The 18182-nt window shown below is 32.0% G+C and carries 20 protein-coding genes; 7 read left to right on the top strand and 13 right to left on the bottom strand.

The genetic code is table 11. The features are described from left to right. Positions 1 to 40: 40 nt before the first annotated feature. From AMD28_RS01885 to AMD28_RS01920, 8 genes are all read right to left on the bottom strand, one after another. Positions 41 to 949: a transporter family protein gene (locus AMD28_RS01885; protein WP_055442461.1), complete on the bottom strand. Its 909-nt coding sequence runs from the start codon at positions 947 to 949 to the stop codon at positions 41 to 43. Beyond that, entirely contained in the window at positions 927 to 1979 is a 1053-nt protein-coding gene (locus AMD28_RS01890; RefSeq protein WP_055442462.1) for a cytochrome-c peroxidase, read from the bottom strand. The genes AMD28_RS01885 and AMD28_RS01890 overlap by 23 nt, the downstream gene beginning before the upstream one ends. Positions 1980 to 2041: 62 nt before the next feature. Then, complete coding sequence (locus AMD28_RS01895; protein ID WP_055442463.1) at positions 2042 to 2845, bottom strand: MbnP family protein; 804 nt, start codon at positions 2843 to 2845, stop codon at positions 2042 to 2044. Positions 2846 to 3018: 173 nt separating this feature from the next. Then, on the bottom strand, positions 3019 to 3414 hold the full coding sequence (locus tag AMD28_RS01900) for a hypothetical protein (protein WP_055442464.1): 396 nt from the start codon (positions 3412 to 3414) through the stop codon (positions 3019 to 3021). 78 nt (positions 3415 to 3492) lie between these two features. Beyond that, the gene (locus AMD28_RS18825) at positions 3493 to 3690 is read right to left on the bottom strand and encodes a hypothetical protein (protein WP_055442465.1); all 198 of its coding nucleotides are present in this window, start codon (positions 3688 to 3690) and stop codon (positions 3493 to 3495) included. A 142-nt stretch (positions 3691 to 3832) separates the two neighbouring features. After that, the gene (locus AMD28_RS01910) at positions 3833 to 6055 is read right to left on the bottom strand and encodes a DUF7619 domain-containing protein (protein ID WP_055442466.1); all 2223 of its coding nucleotides are present in this window, start codon (positions 6053 to 6055) and stop codon (positions 3833 to 3835) included. 113 nt (positions 6056 to 6168) lie between these two features. Beyond that, complete coding sequence (locus AMD28_RS01915) at positions 6169 to 6969, bottom strand: TIGR00266 family protein (protein ID WP_055442467.1); 801 nt, start codon at positions 6967 to 6969, stop codon at positions 6169 to 6171. 191 nt (positions 6970 to 7160) lie between these two features. After that, positions 7161 to 7619, bottom strand: a complete 459-nt coding sequence (locus tag AMD28_RS01920; protein ID WP_055442468.1) for a DUF4442 domain-containing protein — start codon at positions 7617 to 7619, stop codon at positions 7161 to 7163. Between the two features lie 143 nt (positions 7620 to 7762). Here AMD28_RS01920 and AMD28_RS01925 point away from each other — a divergent pair, with 143 nt between their 5' ends. From AMD28_RS01925 to AMD28_RS01945, 5 genes are all read left to right on the top strand, one after another. Continuing rightward, positions 7763 to 8209 (top strand): DUF4870 domain-containing protein, encoded by a 447-nt coding sequence (locus AMD28_RS01925; RefSeq protein ID WP_055442469.1) that lies wholly within the window; start codon positions 7763 to 7765, stop codon positions 8207 to 8209. 95 nt (positions 8210 to 8304) lie between these two features. After that, positions 8305 to 8649 (top strand): PadR family transcriptional regulator, encoded by a 345-nt coding sequence (locus AMD28_RS01930; protein ID WP_055442470.1) that lies wholly within the window; start codon positions 8305 to 8307, stop codon positions 8647 to 8649. Further along, a complete protein-coding gene (locus tag AMD28_RS01935; RefSeq protein WP_055442471.1) occupies positions 8642 to 10447 on the top strand; it encodes a PspC domain-containing protein in 1806 nt (601 codons plus the stop codon). The genes AMD28_RS01930 and AMD28_RS01935 overlap by 8 nt, the downstream gene beginning before the upstream one ends. Before the next feature lie 104 nt (positions 10448 to 10551). After that, positions 10552 to 11280 carry a head GIN domain-containing protein gene (locus AMD28_RS01940; RefSeq protein ID WP_055442472.1) on the top strand — a complete coding sequence of 243 codons (729 nt, stop codon included), beginning with the start codon at positions 10552 to 10554 and terminating at the stop codon, positions 11278 to 11280. A 113-nt stretch (positions 11281 to 11393) separates the two neighbouring features. Then, entirely contained in the window at positions 11394 to 12242 is an 849-nt protein-coding gene (locus tag AMD28_RS01945; protein WP_055442473.1) for a GIN domain-containing protein, read from the top strand. Positions 12243 to 12324: 82 nt separating this feature from the next. On the opposite strand, the gene AMD28_RS01950 is transcribed toward AMD28_RS01945, so the two are convergent. After that, complete coding sequence (locus AMD28_RS01950) at positions 12325 to 14478, bottom strand: prolyl oligopeptidase family serine peptidase (protein ID WP_055442474.1); 2154 nt, start codon at positions 14476 to 14478, stop codon at positions 12325 to 12327. A 124-nt stretch (positions 14479 to 14602) separates the two neighbouring features. Next, positions 14603 to 15586 carry a thioredoxin-disulfide reductase gene (trxB, locus tag AMD28_RS01955; RefSeq protein ID WP_055442475.1) on the bottom strand — a complete coding sequence of 328 codons (984 nt, stop codon included), beginning with the start codon at positions 15584 to 15586 and terminating at the stop codon, positions 14603 to 14605. A gap of 301 nt (positions 15587 to 15887) precedes the next feature. On the opposite strand from trxB, the gene AMD28_RS01960 reads away from it, so the two are divergent. Both AMD28_RS01960 and AMD28_RS01965 read left to right on the top strand, forming a co-directional pair. After that, a complete protein-coding gene (locus tag AMD28_RS01960; protein ID WP_055442476.1) occupies positions 15888 to 16898 on the top strand; it encodes an AI-2E family transporter in 1011 nt (336 codons plus the stop codon). Between the two features lie 40 nt (positions 16899 to 16938). Continuing rightward, positions 16939 to 17358 carry an arsenate reductase family protein gene (locus AMD28_RS01965; RefSeq protein ID WP_055442477.1) on the top strand — a complete coding sequence of 140 codons (420 nt, stop codon included), beginning with the start codon at positions 16939 to 16941 and terminating at the stop codon, positions 17356 to 17358. Here AMD28_RS01965 and AMD28_RS01970 read toward each other — a convergent pair. From AMD28_RS01970 to AMD28_RS01980, 3 genes are all read right to left on the bottom strand, one after another. Next, entirely contained in the window at positions 17355 to 17669 is a 315-nt protein-coding gene (locus AMD28_RS01970) for a hypothetical protein (protein ID WP_055442478.1), read from the bottom strand. The genes AMD28_RS01965 and AMD28_RS01970 overlap by 4 nt on opposite strands. 98 nt (positions 17670 to 17767) lie before the next feature. After that, a complete protein-coding gene (locus tag AMD28_RS01975) occupies positions 17768 to 17971 on the bottom strand; it encodes a hypothetical protein (RefSeq protein ID WP_055442479.1) in 204 nt (67 codons plus the stop codon). A gap of 29 nt (positions 17972 to 18000) precedes the next feature. Beyond that, positions 18001 to 18162 (bottom strand): DUF1328 domain-containing protein, encoded by a 162-nt coding sequence (locus AMD28_RS01980; RefSeq protein WP_083478217.1) that lies wholly within the window; start codon positions 18160 to 18162, stop codon positions 18001 to 18003. Positions 18163 to 18182 lie beyond the last annotated feature (20 nt).

Here is an 18182-nt window from a genome sequence, read left to right on the forward strand (position 1 = left end):
TCTACATTATCACCAAATAAACTTTGGCTAATTGGTAACGTTAACTGGCACCAAAAATAAATTTATCGATGGCTAATTCCGATCCAATAGAAGCATTTAAAATGTTTCCGTCGGTGTCTTCTAAAGTTTCGCCATACTGCGTAATCTTTTTATATACATCTCCAGAAACACCAACAAATGGCATGATATTCATTTTTTCTGTTGCAAATGCACGATATAGATTAGTTGCATAACTAAACTGGTTCCCAAATTGGTAATCGTTTTTATTTTCGCCTTTTAAGTAATAACTAAAAAGGGTGTTTACGCCGTATTTGTCTCCACCGTAATTATAACCTAGAGAGAAAATACCATCTACACTTCCGGTTCCTACTTGAAATCCCGGATTTATATTATCTGCCAAGCTTTCTTCAAACTTACCGGTTGGTAATTTTATACCCAAACCAAATTGCAAGGAATGCCCGGAAGCTTCTCGTTCGATATTAAAATCGACTTTATCGGTATCCTGTTTTTTATAAAATGGTAATTTAAACCAACCAATAACACTTGCATCTCCTAAACCGTTAATGTTTTCTTTCGCATCATTAAAGTTTCTAGTTAAATCTTGATATGGCAAATTAGCACTAACATAAAAAGAATTACTAATTGGTATTTGCGCCCACAATTGGTAGGTATTAAAGCTTTCTTTACTGGTTGGTGAGTTTTCAAAAATACCGTTTCTAGACTCAAAATTTTGGTATATGTATCGTACACCAACAAAATTAGCATTGCTTAAGGTACCAAAGCCAAAGCTTCCGCTACTAGTGGAGCATCCACATAAATCACAATACACTTTAAATGGTTCGTCATGTGTGCATACTTTTTTTATAGTATGTGCTTGTACCAAATTGGTATGTAAAAGTACTAGTGCAAGTAGTATTATTCCTGTTTTAATATTCTGCAAAACGTTCATCTTCTAAAAATTCGTTATCTGTTAATGTTTTCAAGAAAGCGATTAAACTTTCTTTTTCGTAATCGTTAAGCGTGATTCCATAGGTATTATCTTCTCTTAAAAGCGATGGATCTACATTGCTATTATCTACAGCACCAGCATCATAAAAATCTAAAACCACTTCTAAAGTTGCAAATCGGCCATCATGCATATAAGGTCCGGAAACGGCAACGTTTCTTAAACTTGGGACTTTAAATTTGTATAAATCGTTAGGGTCTTCAAGGATTTCATAACGTCCGGTATCATTCAATAAAGGATTTACAGGCAAGCCATTATTTCTAAAAGTTTGATCGGTAAACAAATCTGTTGCATGGCAAGAAGTACATTTTTGTTGAAAGGTATTTAAGCCATCCAATTCGATTGTAGATAAAACGACATTGTCTTCTTGTCTAACATATTTATCGTATTTAGAATTGGAAGAAACCATCATTACCATGAATTGAGATAGTGCTTTCAGCATATTTTCGGTACTGACTTCGCCATCTTCAAAAGCTCGTGTAAACTTTTTTTGATACTCGCTATCTGCGCTTAACTTTTCAATAATATTACTCAAGGTTTCGCCCATTTCTATTTCACTAGTAATAGGAATAATAGGTTGTAAATCTAGGTGTGTGGCAGATCCATTCCACATAAAGGAAGTTTGAAATGCTAAATTTTGCATGGGTTGTGCGTTTCTAAAACCTATTCCTCCATTTACACCATGACTTAAATTATGTCCGTGATGTGTAAAAGCAAAAGCTTGTTCATGACAAAAAGCACATGCAATTGCGCCGTTGGAAGATAGTTTCCCTTCGTAAAACAAATCTTTACCAAGTTCGAAACCAGCTTCTGTAACCGGATTATTATCCAAATTATAAGCCATTTCTGGAAAATTTTCTGGGAGTTCTACTTGTAGCGGAATTGCTACGTATCCTTCACTTTGTGTTTCGGAGTCTTTATTACACGACAAAACAACAAAGCACACGAATAAAAAAAGAGCTACTCTTTTCATGTTTTATGTGTTTAGTAAAACCAAGGAAAACCATATTGCTTTCCTTGATTTTTAATTACTAATTAATCATTGTGTACGTGGTGTACAGAAAACATTGTGTTAATGTTATCTGCAATAATAGGCGTTTCATTAGCATCGGTATGTACTTGATCATAACCATCTGCAAAATTCAAAGATGTAGCTCCATCAAATACTTTAGCGATATCTGCTTTAATGTGTACTTCTGGTGAAGCATCGTCTCTTACTAGGACTGTATTTGGAAAAGCTAAAGTTACTTCGCGGTAATTATCTAATGCAGTACCTACACTTCCCATGTGTACGTTTAATGGCTCATCTGTAAGTGTACTTGTAGAGAACGTACCATCTAATTTAATAAATTTATAACCGGAAGCCCAGCTCCACATCATTCCTTCATCGGATGCTTCATCTAAAAAATCTCCTTGTCCGTCTGCTCCAAGCGCAAAACGATCTTGATCTATACCAACACCAAAGGTTACAGAAACATAATCTGCAGCATCTACATCGTCTAAAGTAACATAGATTTCACCTGCATTATTTCCATCGGCTTCATCTACTATAAACACATTATCTTCAGTAGGATACATAAAAGTATTTCCATTACTATCTGTAAATTGTACATTACTAATAATGTATTTTACATTTTCTAGTTGAAAAGATTCGTTGTTGGATTTGTTATAAGTTGTTCCGAAGATAAAGTCTTGATCTCCTACGCCATTGTCAAACTTTAGAGTTACTTCGCCGGTTTGTCCTGTTAAATCTTCTGAGTTGTTGTTATCATCATCTGAAGCACAAGAAGTAATTGCTGCGCATGCTAAGAACGCAAATGTATATTTTAATAATTTCATTTTGTATTATTTTAATTTTGTGAATTGTTGGTTTGCTCCAAAAGAACATAAATAGTATTCATAGTAAACCACTACAAATTACAGCAAGGTTTCAGATACAGAGAAACTCGCTTAAATACTATTTAAAAGTTCATTGGATAAAGACTATAAAAGTCTAATTCTAAAAAATAAAATTATACAATTGGAGGTTTGAAATGAGTATGCGCAAAAGAATAGGCATAGTTTTTATTATGGAAAAAAGATTTTTCTCTATTCTCTAAAAAGAAAACAGTATGAAATACTATGGAAGGATATTCGTTATAATAAACAAATGTAAAAGCCTCTACTAAACTAGAAATAGCATCATTACTATTGTTGTCATTAGAAACCGGTTGTAGTTGTTTTGCCAAATGACACTTACCATTACATTGCAGTTCTGGTTTATCTTTATTAACGCAATAGGTATCTACAATATAATCAATATTAAGCTCGTAGTAAAGTACTTGACTTACATAATACATTGGCTTAAAAGCAAATGCTAGTAATAATATGTATATAAATACTTTTTTCAGCTTAAAAAATTTTAGCAAATGTATTTCTTTAGATTAGAATTATAAAAAAAACTTGCTATTAAAAATAAAAAAAAGCGACTATTAGTCGCTTTTTTTTTATTCTTTTAAATAGATTAAACATTGATTTAGCTCGGGATTTTGCTTTACAAGTGATTCAATAAATATTTTTAGTTCCTCAATTTCATAAGGTAACAATCTACTGATAGCTTTTTGCACTTCTCTGCAAAACAACGTAGCATCAAAACTTACTTTATTAAGTACAGTTTTGGTGTACTCGAACATTGCTCTTGCCATAATTTAATTTAGTTTAGTTGTAAATAAAAAGTAGAAATGTTTTATAGGCTGTTGGTTTATTAATTTGATTAAATATAGTGAAAAAACTGCATTGGTTTTCCATTTAAACAAAACTTTAACACAGAATTCTTATTAACAAATCTTAATTTTTAATGATTTTAAAAGTCTCTAAACGCTTATCTGTTTTAACTTTAACGATGTAAATACCAGCAGACAATTCACCAACTTGAAGCTGTTTCTTTTTTCTATTAGCGCCTAGCCATTTTACTTCTTGTAACAATTTACCATTAACACTATAAATACTAACTACATTAATATTTTCAATCACATTTATATTTAAAACATCTTGTACAGGGTTTGGATATAATTGTATGTTAGTTTGCGAATCAAAATCATCAATACTTAGACTTTCTGCAACTGTTGTTTGTTCATTATTTGTAATTATAGGAAAGTTATAATCAAAATAAATTTCAGCATCGTTCTCAAAAGTATCTCCCAAAACTAGCGTTGGTAATGTCTTTATTTTAAATAAAACATAACCATCATTATTTGCATCATCAAAAGGCAGATTAATATTTTCAAAAATGAATTCCACGAAATTATCCTCTTTTATTGTGGTAATAAAATCATGGCTAGCGTCTAATGGAATTAAAGTAGAAACATCATACTTTGTTATATCAATCTCATCTTTAACAACGATATTAATGGCACTTGCAGTCCCTGTATTTTCAAAACGAATCATATAATGTACAAACTCTCCTACTTGTTCTGGCTTAATCGTTTCCCCTTCTAAACAAGTTTTATCATTTGGATCAAAAGAGTTTACAACTATCTGTTTTAATTGAAAATTATTATCTGAAAGTGTTTCATCTGTATCTAAAGGATAGATGTTAGCAACAAAACCTAATGGATCTCCACCATTTAATGGAGGTGTTTCTGTTGGTGTATTTAAATGGAAAGTAATTAGTATTTCTTTGCTTTCAAAAGGCTTTAGATTGGTGTAATTCCAAGTAATAATATTATTTTCGTGACTATCTGCTGTTGGAGTTGTAGAAAGTAACTCCATTAAACCATCATTATCAAGATAATCAAAACTTACTTCTCCAGAAAGCGTAGTTGTACCCTTATTTTTATAAATTATTTTATAATCGGCATCAAATCCTGGTCTCGCTTGATTAATAGGAATAAGAGTTATTTCTAGATCATTAATAGTACCATTTGGAGTAATGCAAAAATCTTGAACAAAAGGGCTTGCTGTTTCTGGAAATGCTACAGTATAACTTGTTGGTGAAATTGAAAAATAATTAGGATTCTCAAACTGAGGTGTAATGGTATGCATTCCTGCTACCACTTCAAAATCATAAAAACCATTTAGATTTGAAACAAAAGATGTGTTCTCAGCTCCATTTGAAATATTAAATTTAAGGTTTGGGTAATACAAATCATCACCATCACAGCCATTTAAATTTATATCTAAAACACACTGGCCTACCACCGAAAAAGTCTCTCCACCTGGAGAAAAAGTACAATAAGAACTTAAACTACAATTTGTATAACCATATTCATCCAATTTGGATTGGGTAAAATCACGCTCCATTTCATCAATACAAATATATGCCAAATCAGGATTTTCTTGAATTTGAAAATATTCACTTTGTAATATGCTTCCATTTTTTAAAAAAAGAGAAGTTAATTGGCAATTATCAAGATATAACTGTTCTAATAAAGAGTTATTTGATAAATCTAGAGTTGTAAATAAATTAGAACCACTCCATAATTTTTTTAATTTAGTGTTATTACTTAAATCTAAGCTTGTTAAATTATTATTGTCTGTATATAGTGTTTCTAATTCTGGATTCTGGCTTAAATCTAAAATAGAAATAGTATTGCCATAACAACTTAAATGTTTAAGATTTGGGTTTTGTGTTACGTCTATTTCTGAGAGAAAAGCTCCTCCACAATCTAAACCAACTAGATTTGGATTTTGAGTTACATCAAGAGATGTTAATTCTGTTATTGAACAAGACAACTGTACTAAATTTACGTTTTGTGTTACATCAAGAGTTGTTAAAGGAGCACCTTCTAGAAATAGGTTCTCTAAATTTAAAAAAGCTTCTAAACCAGTTGTACCTGTTATGTTTTGTGATTCAAACAACATAGTCACTACGTTTAGTGCTTCTGTTAATTGTATTTCACCATCCTCATTAGTATCCACAGTTGCATCTCCCAACCCATCATTATCTGTATCCACGCATAAAGTATTGGTTAATGCGTTTTTAAAATTCGCATCCGGAATATTTACAATTTGTGCTTGTGCTAATTGCAAAGAAAATAATAGAAGTAATAAAAAATAAAATTGTCGCATTATAATAATCTAAGGTTACGCTTGTTTTCAAAAGTATTGTTTTCCACTTTAAATAAGCAATGCATCTCAACTAATTAGTTAAGATGCATTTATTAATGAAGTAGATGGTATTACTAAAACCTATTATCACCATCTAGTAAATCGCCAATTCCACCAAGAATACTACCTTCACCTTTACTATTTCCTCCAGTTCTTGGCGCACTAGCTAATACTCTACCTGCTAATCTGCTAAAAGGTAAAGACTGTACAAAAACGGTTCCTGGTCCTTCTAGCTTTGCAAAGAATAAACCTTCACCACCAAAGACTGTATTTTTTATACCTCCAACAAACTCAATGTCATAATTTACGGTTTGGTCAAAACCAACAATACAACCGGTGTCTACTCGCAACGTTTGACCTGCTTTTAATTCTTTTCTAGCCATGGTACCTCCAGCATGTACAAATGCCATACCATCTCCTTCTAATTTTTGCATAATAAAACCTTCACCTCCAAATAATCCTCTTCCAAGTTTTTTAGAAAACTCGACTCCTATACTTACACCTTTTGCTGCACATAAAAAGGCGTCTTTCTGACAAATAAATTTTCCGCCAAACTCGGTTAAATCGATAGGGATAATTTTTCCTGGATACGGAGATGCAAAACTCACGTTACGCTTACCACTTAAATCATTATAAAAGGCAGTCATAAATAAACTTTCTCCTGTAAGGATACGTTTCCCTGCTCCTAAAATCTTACCAAGAAATCCAGTATCTTTTTGCGAACCATCACCAAAAATGGTTTCCATTTTAATACCATCATCCATCATCATAAAACTTCCAGATTCTGCAACAACGCCTTCTTGAGGATCTAACTCAATCTCCACATATTGCATTTCTTCTCCGTAAATTCGGTAATCTATTTCGTGTGCTGTCATTTTTATAAGTTTATGTATTAATAATGTCTATGAGTTGTTGTTCGTTTCGTTTTGTTACAAAATTTTACACGTAAAAAATTTGTAACACAGAGGTCCTCAGAGCTTACACAGAGATTCACAAAGGTTTAATTGTCTACCATTTTCTCAGTGACCGTAAGTATAATAATCTGAAAACTGAGACTGTATACTGTTTACTTCTTTTTAACTTTAATAGACCATTCAAAATTAAATATTGAAACTACTACTCCATCTACATTTGTACCTATAGATTGCATCCAGATGGTTTGTCCTTCTCCCGTTTCTATTGCTTTCGTCATTGCTGCATCAATTTTACTCCCATCATTACAGGTAAAGGTAATTCTGCCCGTTGCTTTTTTTGTAAAAATCGCATTATTGGTAGTAACAAGCATCGAAATATTTTTTCCGCTTTCTTTAATCTTCATCATCATTAATGACCCTGTTGTTAACTCGGCAGCCATACCTTGTACCGCCCAAAACAACGACTTAAAAGGATTTTGATTTATCCATCTATGCTTAACAGATACGACACAAGAGTTGTCATCAATAGCTTTAACGCGAATTCCTGTAAAAAAAACAGAAGGTAGTTTTAGTAGGTTAAACGAATTTATCTTTCCTGGTGTTAGCTTCATTTTTATATTAGTTTCCTCAAAAATATCGAAAAAAAATGACAATCCAATTTGTTAATTTTTTGTTAATTTTTAGTACTATGCGTAACATAATACCTTTTTAAAGACATATATTTGTATAAGAAACTATTATATACTTTTTAATCATGGAAAATAACCATCAAAAAAACATTGCAACTTTTATTCATTTATCTACCTTTTCTAGGTTTATTATTCCTCTAGGAAATTTTATTGGTCCGATAATACTTTGGGTTGCTAATAAGGATAAATCCGAATTTGTAGATGCCCATGGTAAGCAAGCAATTAATTTTCAGATTAGCATTTTACTATATAGTATTGTAATAGGATTGCTAACGGTTCCGTTTTTCATCTTTAATATTTTTAAACAAATAGACTTTATAGACATTAATGTTTTTGAAAATATTAGCATCAACTTAGACAAGCCTTCTCCGCTATTATATATAGGTGGTGCTTTTGCAGGATTAGCGATTATAGCTTTCTTATTAGAACTTGTTTTTATAATCAAAGCAAGTTTAACAGCAAGAGATGGCCAATTGTTTAATTACCCATTAACCATCAATTTTTTAAAATAAATTACACGAACTAATCACTCGTTATTTACATAATTACGAATCATCAATCTCATCCATCAAAAAATGAACAGTTATAACAAAATCAAAAGAAAACTATGAAGATAGAAAACACAAAAGCACAAATGCGAAAAGGTGTTTTAGAATACTGCATATTATCTGTCTTAAAAGACAATGATGCCTATGTTGCAGAAATTCTTGGAACATTAAAAGACGCTAAATTGCTAGTAGTAGAAGGAACTATTTACCCTTTACTTACTAGATTAAAAAACGCAGGACTTCTTAATTACAGATGGGAAGAATCCACCTCAGGACCTCCAAGAAAGTATTATGGTTTAACAGAAACAGGAAAACTTTTTCTTAAAGAATTAACCACTACTTGGAACGAATTACAAAACGCAGTGAATATAGTAACAAGACAAAAACCAACGAAAAATGAATAAAACAGTCAACATAAATTTAGCAGGTATATTTTTTCATATAGATGAAGATGCATACACAAAATTACAACGCTATTTGGAGGCTATTAAACGTTCGTTTACAGACTCTCAAGGTCGTTCGGAAATCATTTCGGACATTGAAGCAAGAATTGCAGAACTTTTTAACGAGCGTGTTAAACACAACAAGCAAGTTATTGGTGTAAAAGAAGTAGACGATGTAATTACCATTATGGGACAACCAGAGGATTACATTGTAGACGATGAAATATTTGAAGACGAACCTAAGCAACACTCTAGTAACAGAACTGCTTCTAGAAAGCTTTTTAGAGATACAGACAACTCTTATGTTGGTGGTGTTTCGGCTGGATTATCGCATTATTTCGGTATCGACGCTATTTGGATTCGTTTAATATGGATTCTATTAATCTTTGGTGCAGGAACAGGAGTTTTACTGTACATATTATTATGGATTTTAGTTCCGGAAGCAAAAACCACCAGTGATAAACTAATGATGAAAGGCGAGCCTGTTAACATTAGTAATATTGAAAAGAAAATTAAGGATGGTATTTCTACGGTTTCCGACGTTGCAAAAAACGTTTCCGACTCGGTTAGTGATGCTGCAAAAAATATCGACTTTAAAAAAAAAAGTAACTCCTTAAAATCGACTTCTACATCGTTCTTTGACACTATTGGAGACATTTTTATGTTTTTCTTAAAAGTAGCAGCAAAATTTATAGGAATTATTCTAATCATCATTGGTGCTTCGGCATTAATCGGATTAATAATAGGTATGTTTACCGTTGGTATTTCTGATGCTATAAATGTTCCTGGATTTGATATTGTAGATACTGCAAATGCAGCAGGAACTCCAGTTTGGCTTGTTTCGCTTTTATCCTTATTCGCAATTGGTATTCCGTTTTTCTTTATCTTTTATTTAGGCTTAAAAATTCTGATTAACAACCTTAGATCGATTGGTAACATTGCAAAATTCTCGTTACTAGGTTTATGGTTAATGGCTATCATTGGATTAGTTGTAATTGGTGTTACGCAGGCTACAGAACATGCTTTTGATGCTACGGTGAATGAAAAAGAAGAGTACAACATCACTGCAAAGGATACCTTAAATATTAAAATGATGGACAATAATGCGTACAATAAAAGTATGCATAGAAGCGGAAACTCTTTTTACTTAGCATACGGAGATAATGATGAAAAAATTATCTATTCTTCAGACATAAAAATAACGATTAGATCTACCGAAGATTCCATCGCTACTTTACATGTGGAAAAAAATGCAGATGGTAACAGTTATCAAACCGCTAAAGAACGTGCAGAAAACATAATTTACAAGTATGCACTAGTTAACAATACGATACAACTGGATAAGTATTTAACAACCGATGCTGAAAATAAATTTAGCGATCAAGAGATTAAATTAACCTTATATATCCCAGAAGGAACGGTTTTAAAATTAAACAAGAATACAAGGTCCTTTTTAAATCATTATACGTCCAACAACAATTTAGTTACATATAGAGATGCTGGACATTATTTTAAAATCCTTAATGACGAAGCTGCTTGTTTAGATTGTCCGGAAGAAGACGAAGACGAAAAAGACTATAAAATTAAAATAAATGTTAATGATGAAGAAGGAAGTATTAACATCCATAACGATGGTCTAGAAATTAAAACGAAAGATTCTAATCTAAAAATTGACGAAAATGGCGTTAGAGGAAATGCTAACGACGTAAAAGTACATATCGATGAAGATGGTATTCAAATACATTCAGACGACGATTAACAATTCATCATTATAAAACAACAATTCAGATATTTAAGTTATTAATCACTAACAAAAAATATAATATTTGAACTATTAATCAATCAATCAAAAAACGAACAATTATGACCACACTAGCCAAAATCATTATAACATTGCTAATTAGCTTGTTATTTACGTCTTGTAATTTTGATGTTAATTTTAACAACGGAATTAACGGAACAGGAAACGTTTCTACAGAAAATAGAAATATTGAAGGTACTTTTACTTCTATAAAAGTAAGTAATGGATTAGACCTTTATTTAACCCAAGGCGAAAATGTTACATTAACTGTAGAAGCAGATCAAAATCTTCATGAACTTATTAAGACCGAAGTAGAAAACGGTACCTTAAGAATTTATGCAGATAAAAATATAGGTAACGCAGATTCTAAAAAAATCAGACTAAGCTTTAAAGATATTTCAAGCATTAAGTCTACCAGCGGAAGTGATGTTTATTCTATAAATACCATTACTGCTAATCATTTAGAATTGAGTACCACTAGCGGAAGTGATATGGATTTAGATATTAATGTAGAAACATTAGATTGTAAATCTACAAGCGGAAGCGATTTAGTATTAAGAGGAACTGCAAACTCCCTAACCGCGCATGCCACTAGCGGAAGCGATATTGAAGCACAAAACTTAATAACCAACTCGTCAAAGGTAAAAGCTACAAGTGGCGCAGGAATTACAGTAAACACAAAAAAGGAATTATACGCCAAAGCTACTAGTGGTGGAGACATTTCTTATTATGGAAATCCTGTATTTATAGAAAAAAGCGATGGTGTCTCTGGCAGTATCCGTAAACAATAAAACCAACCAATTTTGCTGAATTTATTTAGCATAAAAAACCATTCTAAACTTAAAATCAAGTTTGGGATGGTTTTTGCATATATTTGTATACATAACAATTAATTACAAAATAAATGTTTAAAAAAGGACTCTTGACGCTATGTATTGCAATGCTTGCTGTAAAAGGATTTGCTCAAGAAAAGGTAAAAGGGAATAAAAATGTTACTACTGTAGAAACTATAATAGACGATTTTAACACGATTACTTTTGGTGATAAATTTGAAATAGAATTAATACAAAGTGATGCCGCTTCCGTTGAAATTGAAACCGATGAAAACTTACATGAAATCATTGAGTTTTCGGTAAAAGATAGTGTACTAAGTTTTAGTACTTCGGCAAAAATACAATCTAGTAAAAGATTAAATATTGTTGTAAACATTACTAAAAGCCTTCGTTATATAGAAGTCAATGATGATGCAGAAGTTAGTGCTGCTAATACACTTAAAAACGATTCGTTAGAATTAAAAATTAACGACTATGCAAAAGCTTTTCTAAACATTAAAAACAAAAAATTCACCCTTACCAACAATAACAGATCCACTTTTGGTATCAGTTCAAAATCTAAGCTGAATATAGAAAGTGATAAGGTGATTATAGAACTAAATGAAAACAGTAAAACCGAAGCTTTAATAGAAACCGATAGTTTAAAAGTAGAAATGTACCAAGGTGCTTTTGCTAAACTGGAAGGTGATGTAGAACATGCAGTGCTTAACACGATTAATTCTTCCGATTTTTCAGCTAAAAACTTAACCATAAACACCTGTAATCTAATTATTGAAGATTCTAGTGATGCTACAATACATGTTGTAAATGAATTAACGCTCGAAGCTTCTGGAACTAGCGATGTGAATCTTTATGGAGATCCTAAAATAACCATCAACAAGTTTAAAGGTACTTCTACGTTGCATAAAAAGGAATTATAGAATTACTCTAAACGTAACGTATTACGCTACATTTAAATGTCTTATAATAAAAAACCCGAAGCAAATGCTTCGGGTTTTTTATTTAATTCTTTACAGGTGTCTTTATCTGAAAATCTGGATGACCAGATTGCCAATAAAAGAAAGAGAATACATTTGAAAATTCGTCAAGAGTATCTGTAATCGTTGTTCGTCCGCCATGACCACCTTCAAAATTTGTTAAAAACAAAATAGGTTTATCCGAAGTATTTGCTGTTTGTATTCGAGCAGCAAACTTAGCAGGTTGCCAAGCAATCACACGAGGGTCATTTATTCCTGCCGTAATTAAAGTCGCCGGATACGCCGTATTATCTTTCACGTGATGATACGAATCCATCTCTAATAATCCTTTAAATTCTAAAGGATCTTTTACGGTACCAAACTCTGGAGCATTAACGGGTCCATTAGGTGTTTCTTCCATTCTTACTGTATTCATTGCACCTACCATAGGTGCCGCAGCTGTAAATAAATCTGGTCGTTCCGTAATCGATCTACCAACAAAAATACCTCCTGCACTTCCTCCAAAAATAGATAGTTTATTGGAGTTGGTATATTTTTCATCTATTAAATATTCAGCAGTTGCTATAGCGTCCTTCCACGTATTGGGTTTATTTAGTTTCTGTCCTGCTTTATGCCAGCCATCTCCTAACTCACCTCCTCCTCTAACATGAGGAATTACCAAAACGCCATTATATAATGTAAAAGCTAATGTAATAGGACTAAAAAAGGGATTAATAGAATTCCCATAAGATCCATATCCATAAATAACGGTTGGATTATTACCATCCATTTTTAAATCTTTATTATGAACAATAGAAACAGGAACCATTACTCCGTCATGCGATTTCACCATAACCTCTTTGGCTATTAAATTATCTAACTCTGGATATGCTACAGGTGCAGATAAAGGTTCATGTATAAAGCTATTTGTTTTTGGGTTGTATTTAAGGCGTTTATAAGGGGAAGTCCAGCCTGCAATAGTAACCCAAATGTCACTAAAATCACCATTTTTATTAGTTAAAAAAGCTTGTCCTGCTGTAAAAGGAAGTTTTAGTTCTTGCGCTTCTTTTTTATTGTTGGCTAGATAATACACTTTAGCTTCCACACCATTTTTTATAGTAACATAATACAATCCATCTTTTGTAGCTTTAAATTCCGTTATGATTTCATTTTCGCTTTCATTAACAACCGTTTCTGAATTAGAAAAGGAAGGATTTGTAATTGGAGCCTTTGTAATTCTATAATTAGGCGCATCTTTAAAAGTTAAATAATACACATTATTTTTATCTGTTTCTACATTAATAACTTCATCCTTTTGTGCTGCTATCGTTTTCCAATTATTGGAATCCTTAGCATATAATTTTAGTCGTTTATCTACGGAAACAACTAGAGCCACCTCCAAATTGGCAACTTTATCATAATACACTATAGGAAACTCCATTTCATCCATTTGAAGTTCTGGATTTGTTTTACTTGAAAAGTATTCCATATCAGAAGATTGATCCGTTCCAATTACATGAGCAAATACTTTGGTGTTTTTTTGTCTATTAACATCTGTAACATCTGCCGAGTTTAATCGATTATAGTAAAAGGAATCTCCAGACTTAAGCCAAGAAACTTCTTGTGCTAATAACAAGGTCTCATCAAACTGTTTCCCATTTTCATTAAAAATAATGACTTCATCATTTTCAGATCCATTAGGTGATATACTGACGGCTATTTTATCGCCTTTAATATTTGGTGATATGGCGGATACGGTATAAAGTTTTTCGGAATCTGTACTATAATTTACTGGATCGAAAAACAGTGTTTCTTTACCTGTATAACCATCGCGTTTATACATTTTTCCTATTTCTTCTCCTGGTTTGCGTTTTAAATAATAATACACATCGTTGTCGGTTATACGGACATTAAATATGCTTGAAGATTGACGTTCCATCAACTCTTTCATTTTTTCAAAAAGTTCTTTTCTACCTGAAATACTATTTAAAACGGAGTTTGCGTAGTTTGCATTACTCTTCATCCAAACATGCACATCCGGATTCGCCAAATCCTCCATGTATTGATAAGGATCTTCTAAGGAAACACCATGGTATTCATTAGAGACATTTTTAATTGGAGCTAATTCGGGTTTAACAGCGTCTTGTGCTGTTATTGTAGATAAGAAAGCGAATAAAATTGCGCATAGAACTTTTTTCATAATATTTAAATTTATGAGTTAATAAAATGCTATTCATCGCTATAAGAGAAATACTAAGTTACAAAAAAAACGAAGCTTTCGCTTCGTTTTTTAGTGTATTTAATTGCAATTCAAGTGTTTATACCTAGTTATAATTAGATGTTGAAACCTCAAAGGTACTATCTTTAGCAGCTAAATAACGTTCTGCATCTAAAGCAGCCATACAACCAGTTCCAGCAGCAGTAATTGCTTGTCTGTAAACATGATCTGCAGCATCACCAGATACAAAAACACCATCTACATTAGTTTTAGAAGTTCCTGGTTTTGCATTAATAATGTAACCCGTTTCATCTAAATCTAAGAATCCTTTAAAGATATCAGTATTTGGTTTGTGACCAATGGCTACAAAAAATCCTGTGGCAGGAATATCTGTAGTTTCCTTCGTTTTATTGTTTAAAACTCGCACACCAGTAACTACTTGTCCGTCACCTAAAACTTCTTCTGTTTCTGTATTGAACAAAATTTCAATATTTTCTGTATTTGCTACACGAGCTGCCATGATTTTAGAAGCTCTAAATTCATCACGTCGCACTAACATAGTCACTTTTTTACAAAGCTTAGATAAGTAATGTGCTTCTTCACAAGCGCTATCTCCTGCTCCAACAATTACTACTTCTTGATTTCTGTAGAAAAAACCATCACAAACTGCACAAGCGGAAACTCCACCTCCAAGCTTTAAATATTTTTGTTCTGAATCTAATCCTAGATATTTTGCAGAAGCTCCTGTAGATATAATTACGGTATCACAGTGAATTTCTTTCGTTTCGTTTATCCATACTTTATGTACATCTCCAGAGAAATCTACTTTTGTAACCCAACCATCACGAACATCTGTTTCAAAACGTTCTGCTTGTGCTTGAAGCTCCATCATCATTGCTGGTCCTGTAATTCCTTCCGGGTAACCTGGAAAGTTTTCTACTTCATTTGTTGTAGTTAACTGTCCTCCTGGTTGTGTACCTTGGTATAAAACAGGTTTCATATTAGCTCTGGCTGCATAGATTGCTGCTGTATAACCAGCAGGACCAGATCCTATTATTAGGCATTTTACTTTTTCAATTGTATCAGACATAATTTTAGTATCTTATTATATATACAAAAGTAGGATTTTTGATAGAAACCTTACGGTTAAGTTATCAACAGTTATTATCTATTCATAACAATTATTGATGTCTCTATAAACAGCCTAAGTATTTTGTTCGTTTATAATCTTTCCGATTTAATTTAATCTAAAATTTAGCAATACAGTTAACATGTTATCTAAAACGATTAATCTTTTATGCGACTTAGGCATACCTTTGAAAGTAGCAAAACCATCTGTTTATTAACTATAGTAATTACCTTTAAAACAAAACCAATAATTCCAATTTAAAATGAAGCAAATTAGCCATAAACTTATTAATCAGCTCTTTCTATTAGTTATCATACTGTCCATAGCAAGTCTTATTATATTAAAAATACTGCCTTACTTTTCAGGGGTTTTAGGCGCCATAACCATGTATGTCTTACTACGCAAACCAATGAAAAAATTGGTACAGAAGGGTTGGAATAAAGAACTTGCTGCTATCGTTTTATTAATCTTATCGTTTATATGTATTTTATTACCTGTTACCGGAATCGTATTTATGTTAGGAAATAAAATTAGTAATGCTGCTGAAAATTCAGAACGTGTTACCAACGCTATTAAATTACAGCTTGAAAGAATTGAAAACGCTTTAGGCTATAATTTTAGTTCCCAAATAGATGCCTCTCAAGTCTCTAGCATCGTTTCTGAAAAACTACAAAGTATTGCAGGTAGTACTTTTGAAGTCGCTATTGCCATCTTCATTATGTATTTCTTACTTTTTTATATGTTAACAAATAGACGAAAATTAAGAGAAAGCCTGTTTGCATATATTCCTCTACATAAAGACAATTTAAAAATTATTGGCGAAGATGTTAATGTTATGGTACGTTCTAATGCATTAGGAATCCCTCTAGTTGCTATCGCTCAAGGTATTGTTGCACTTATTGGATTTTTAATTTTCGGAATAGAGAATCCGTTCTTCTGGTTTGTTATGGTAACCATAGGTTCTATGATTCCGTTTGTTGGCGGCATGCTAGGTATAATACCTGCGTTTATATTAACCTACGCTAATGGAGATGCTTTTCAAGCTTGGGGAATACTACTATACGGACTAATAGTTGTTGGTTCTACAGATAACTTAATTCGACTTTTTGTTCTAAAAAAGTTAGACAACGTACATCCATTAATTACTTTAATTGGTGTTATTATTGGTGTGCCTTTATTCGGTTTTATAGGATTAATTTTTGGTCCGTTATTGTTAAGTCTATTCCTGGTAATGGTTCGGATTTATAAAAAGGAATACAGCGAAGAAATATAAATACGCTTTAAGAAACAAGTATAACTAAATTTAAAAACAAATGGGAATAATTTCAAAACATAAAAATAGTATTAAACTATATTACAGTTCTAATAGTTCTTTAGGAAAACAAACTTTAGCCTATGTTACGCAATCAAAAAAGGAAATTTTAGCTATTGATTTATCTAAAACAAAATTAACGGGAACGCAATGGATAGAGATTGCAGAAGCGCTTCATACTCCACTGTCTAGTTTGGTAAATCAAAACCATCCGGATTTTACACAAAATTATACCGAAAAAGAAATACATTTAAGTAATGAGGATTGGATTAAGGTTTTACATAAAAACCCAGAAGTACTTAAAGGGTCTATCTTAATGGTTAACAATTCGTTTTATTTATTAGAAACGCCTACCGACTTTATAAAGTATTTAGAGTCGGATAGCGCTGGGTTAAATCCTCAAAAACCATTTATAAATTAATGATTCTTATTATTTGATTTGGGTATTTCTTTAAAGAATTCTGCTAAGTCTAAATTTCCTGTTGGTGCATAGCTAGCCAAAACAGTACCTTTTAATCCAGAGTCCGTTTTTATAGCATATAGTATAGAGGCATCTGACGGATTACTCATTCCTTCAAAGCGCATTTCTTGATCTATAAAGATTTGTTCTGGTTTGAATTTCTCCTTAGAATTTATTTCTAATAAAAGGCTGTCTACCATCCTAAAGTTACTGGTATAACCTTTTTCTTTAAATTCGTTTATATATTCTATTTCATGTTTTGCATATTCCATAATACTTGTATTTTAAATAAAAAAGGCAGTAAAATCTTGGATTAAACTGCCTTTCTTTGATTATTAAAAACTACTGACAATACTATTAAAGCATGGTATTAATCGACTACATCTTCTATTTCATCTCCTATATCTTCCAGACCATCTCCCATATCATCTGTCGCATCTTCAATACCATCTCCAATGTCGTCTGTAACATCTTCGACAGCGTCTTCTACTTTATCTTTTTTATCTTCTCTGCAACTAGTAAAAACGGCAGACATGGTAAATATTAGTATTGCTGAATAAATTAATTTTTTCATCGTGTTTTGTTTTAGTGTTTTAGTGTTTATTAAATTTTCTTTCTTCCTGTAATTAAGGATACAACAAAGAGTACTATAAAAATATAAAATAGAATTTTTGCTATACTTGCTGCTCCTTCCGATATTCCTCCGAAACCAAAAATTCCGGCGATTATTGCTAAAATGATAAAAATGATTGCGTAACGTAACATATTATTTTGGTTTTTAATTA

Origin of the sequence: Lacinutrix himadriensis (genome assembly GCF_001418105.1) — a bacterium.
In the GTDB taxonomy this organism is placed as follows: domain Bacteria; phylum Bacteroidota; class Bacteroidia; order Flavobacteriales; family Flavobacteriaceae; genus Oceanihabitans; species Oceanihabitans himadriense.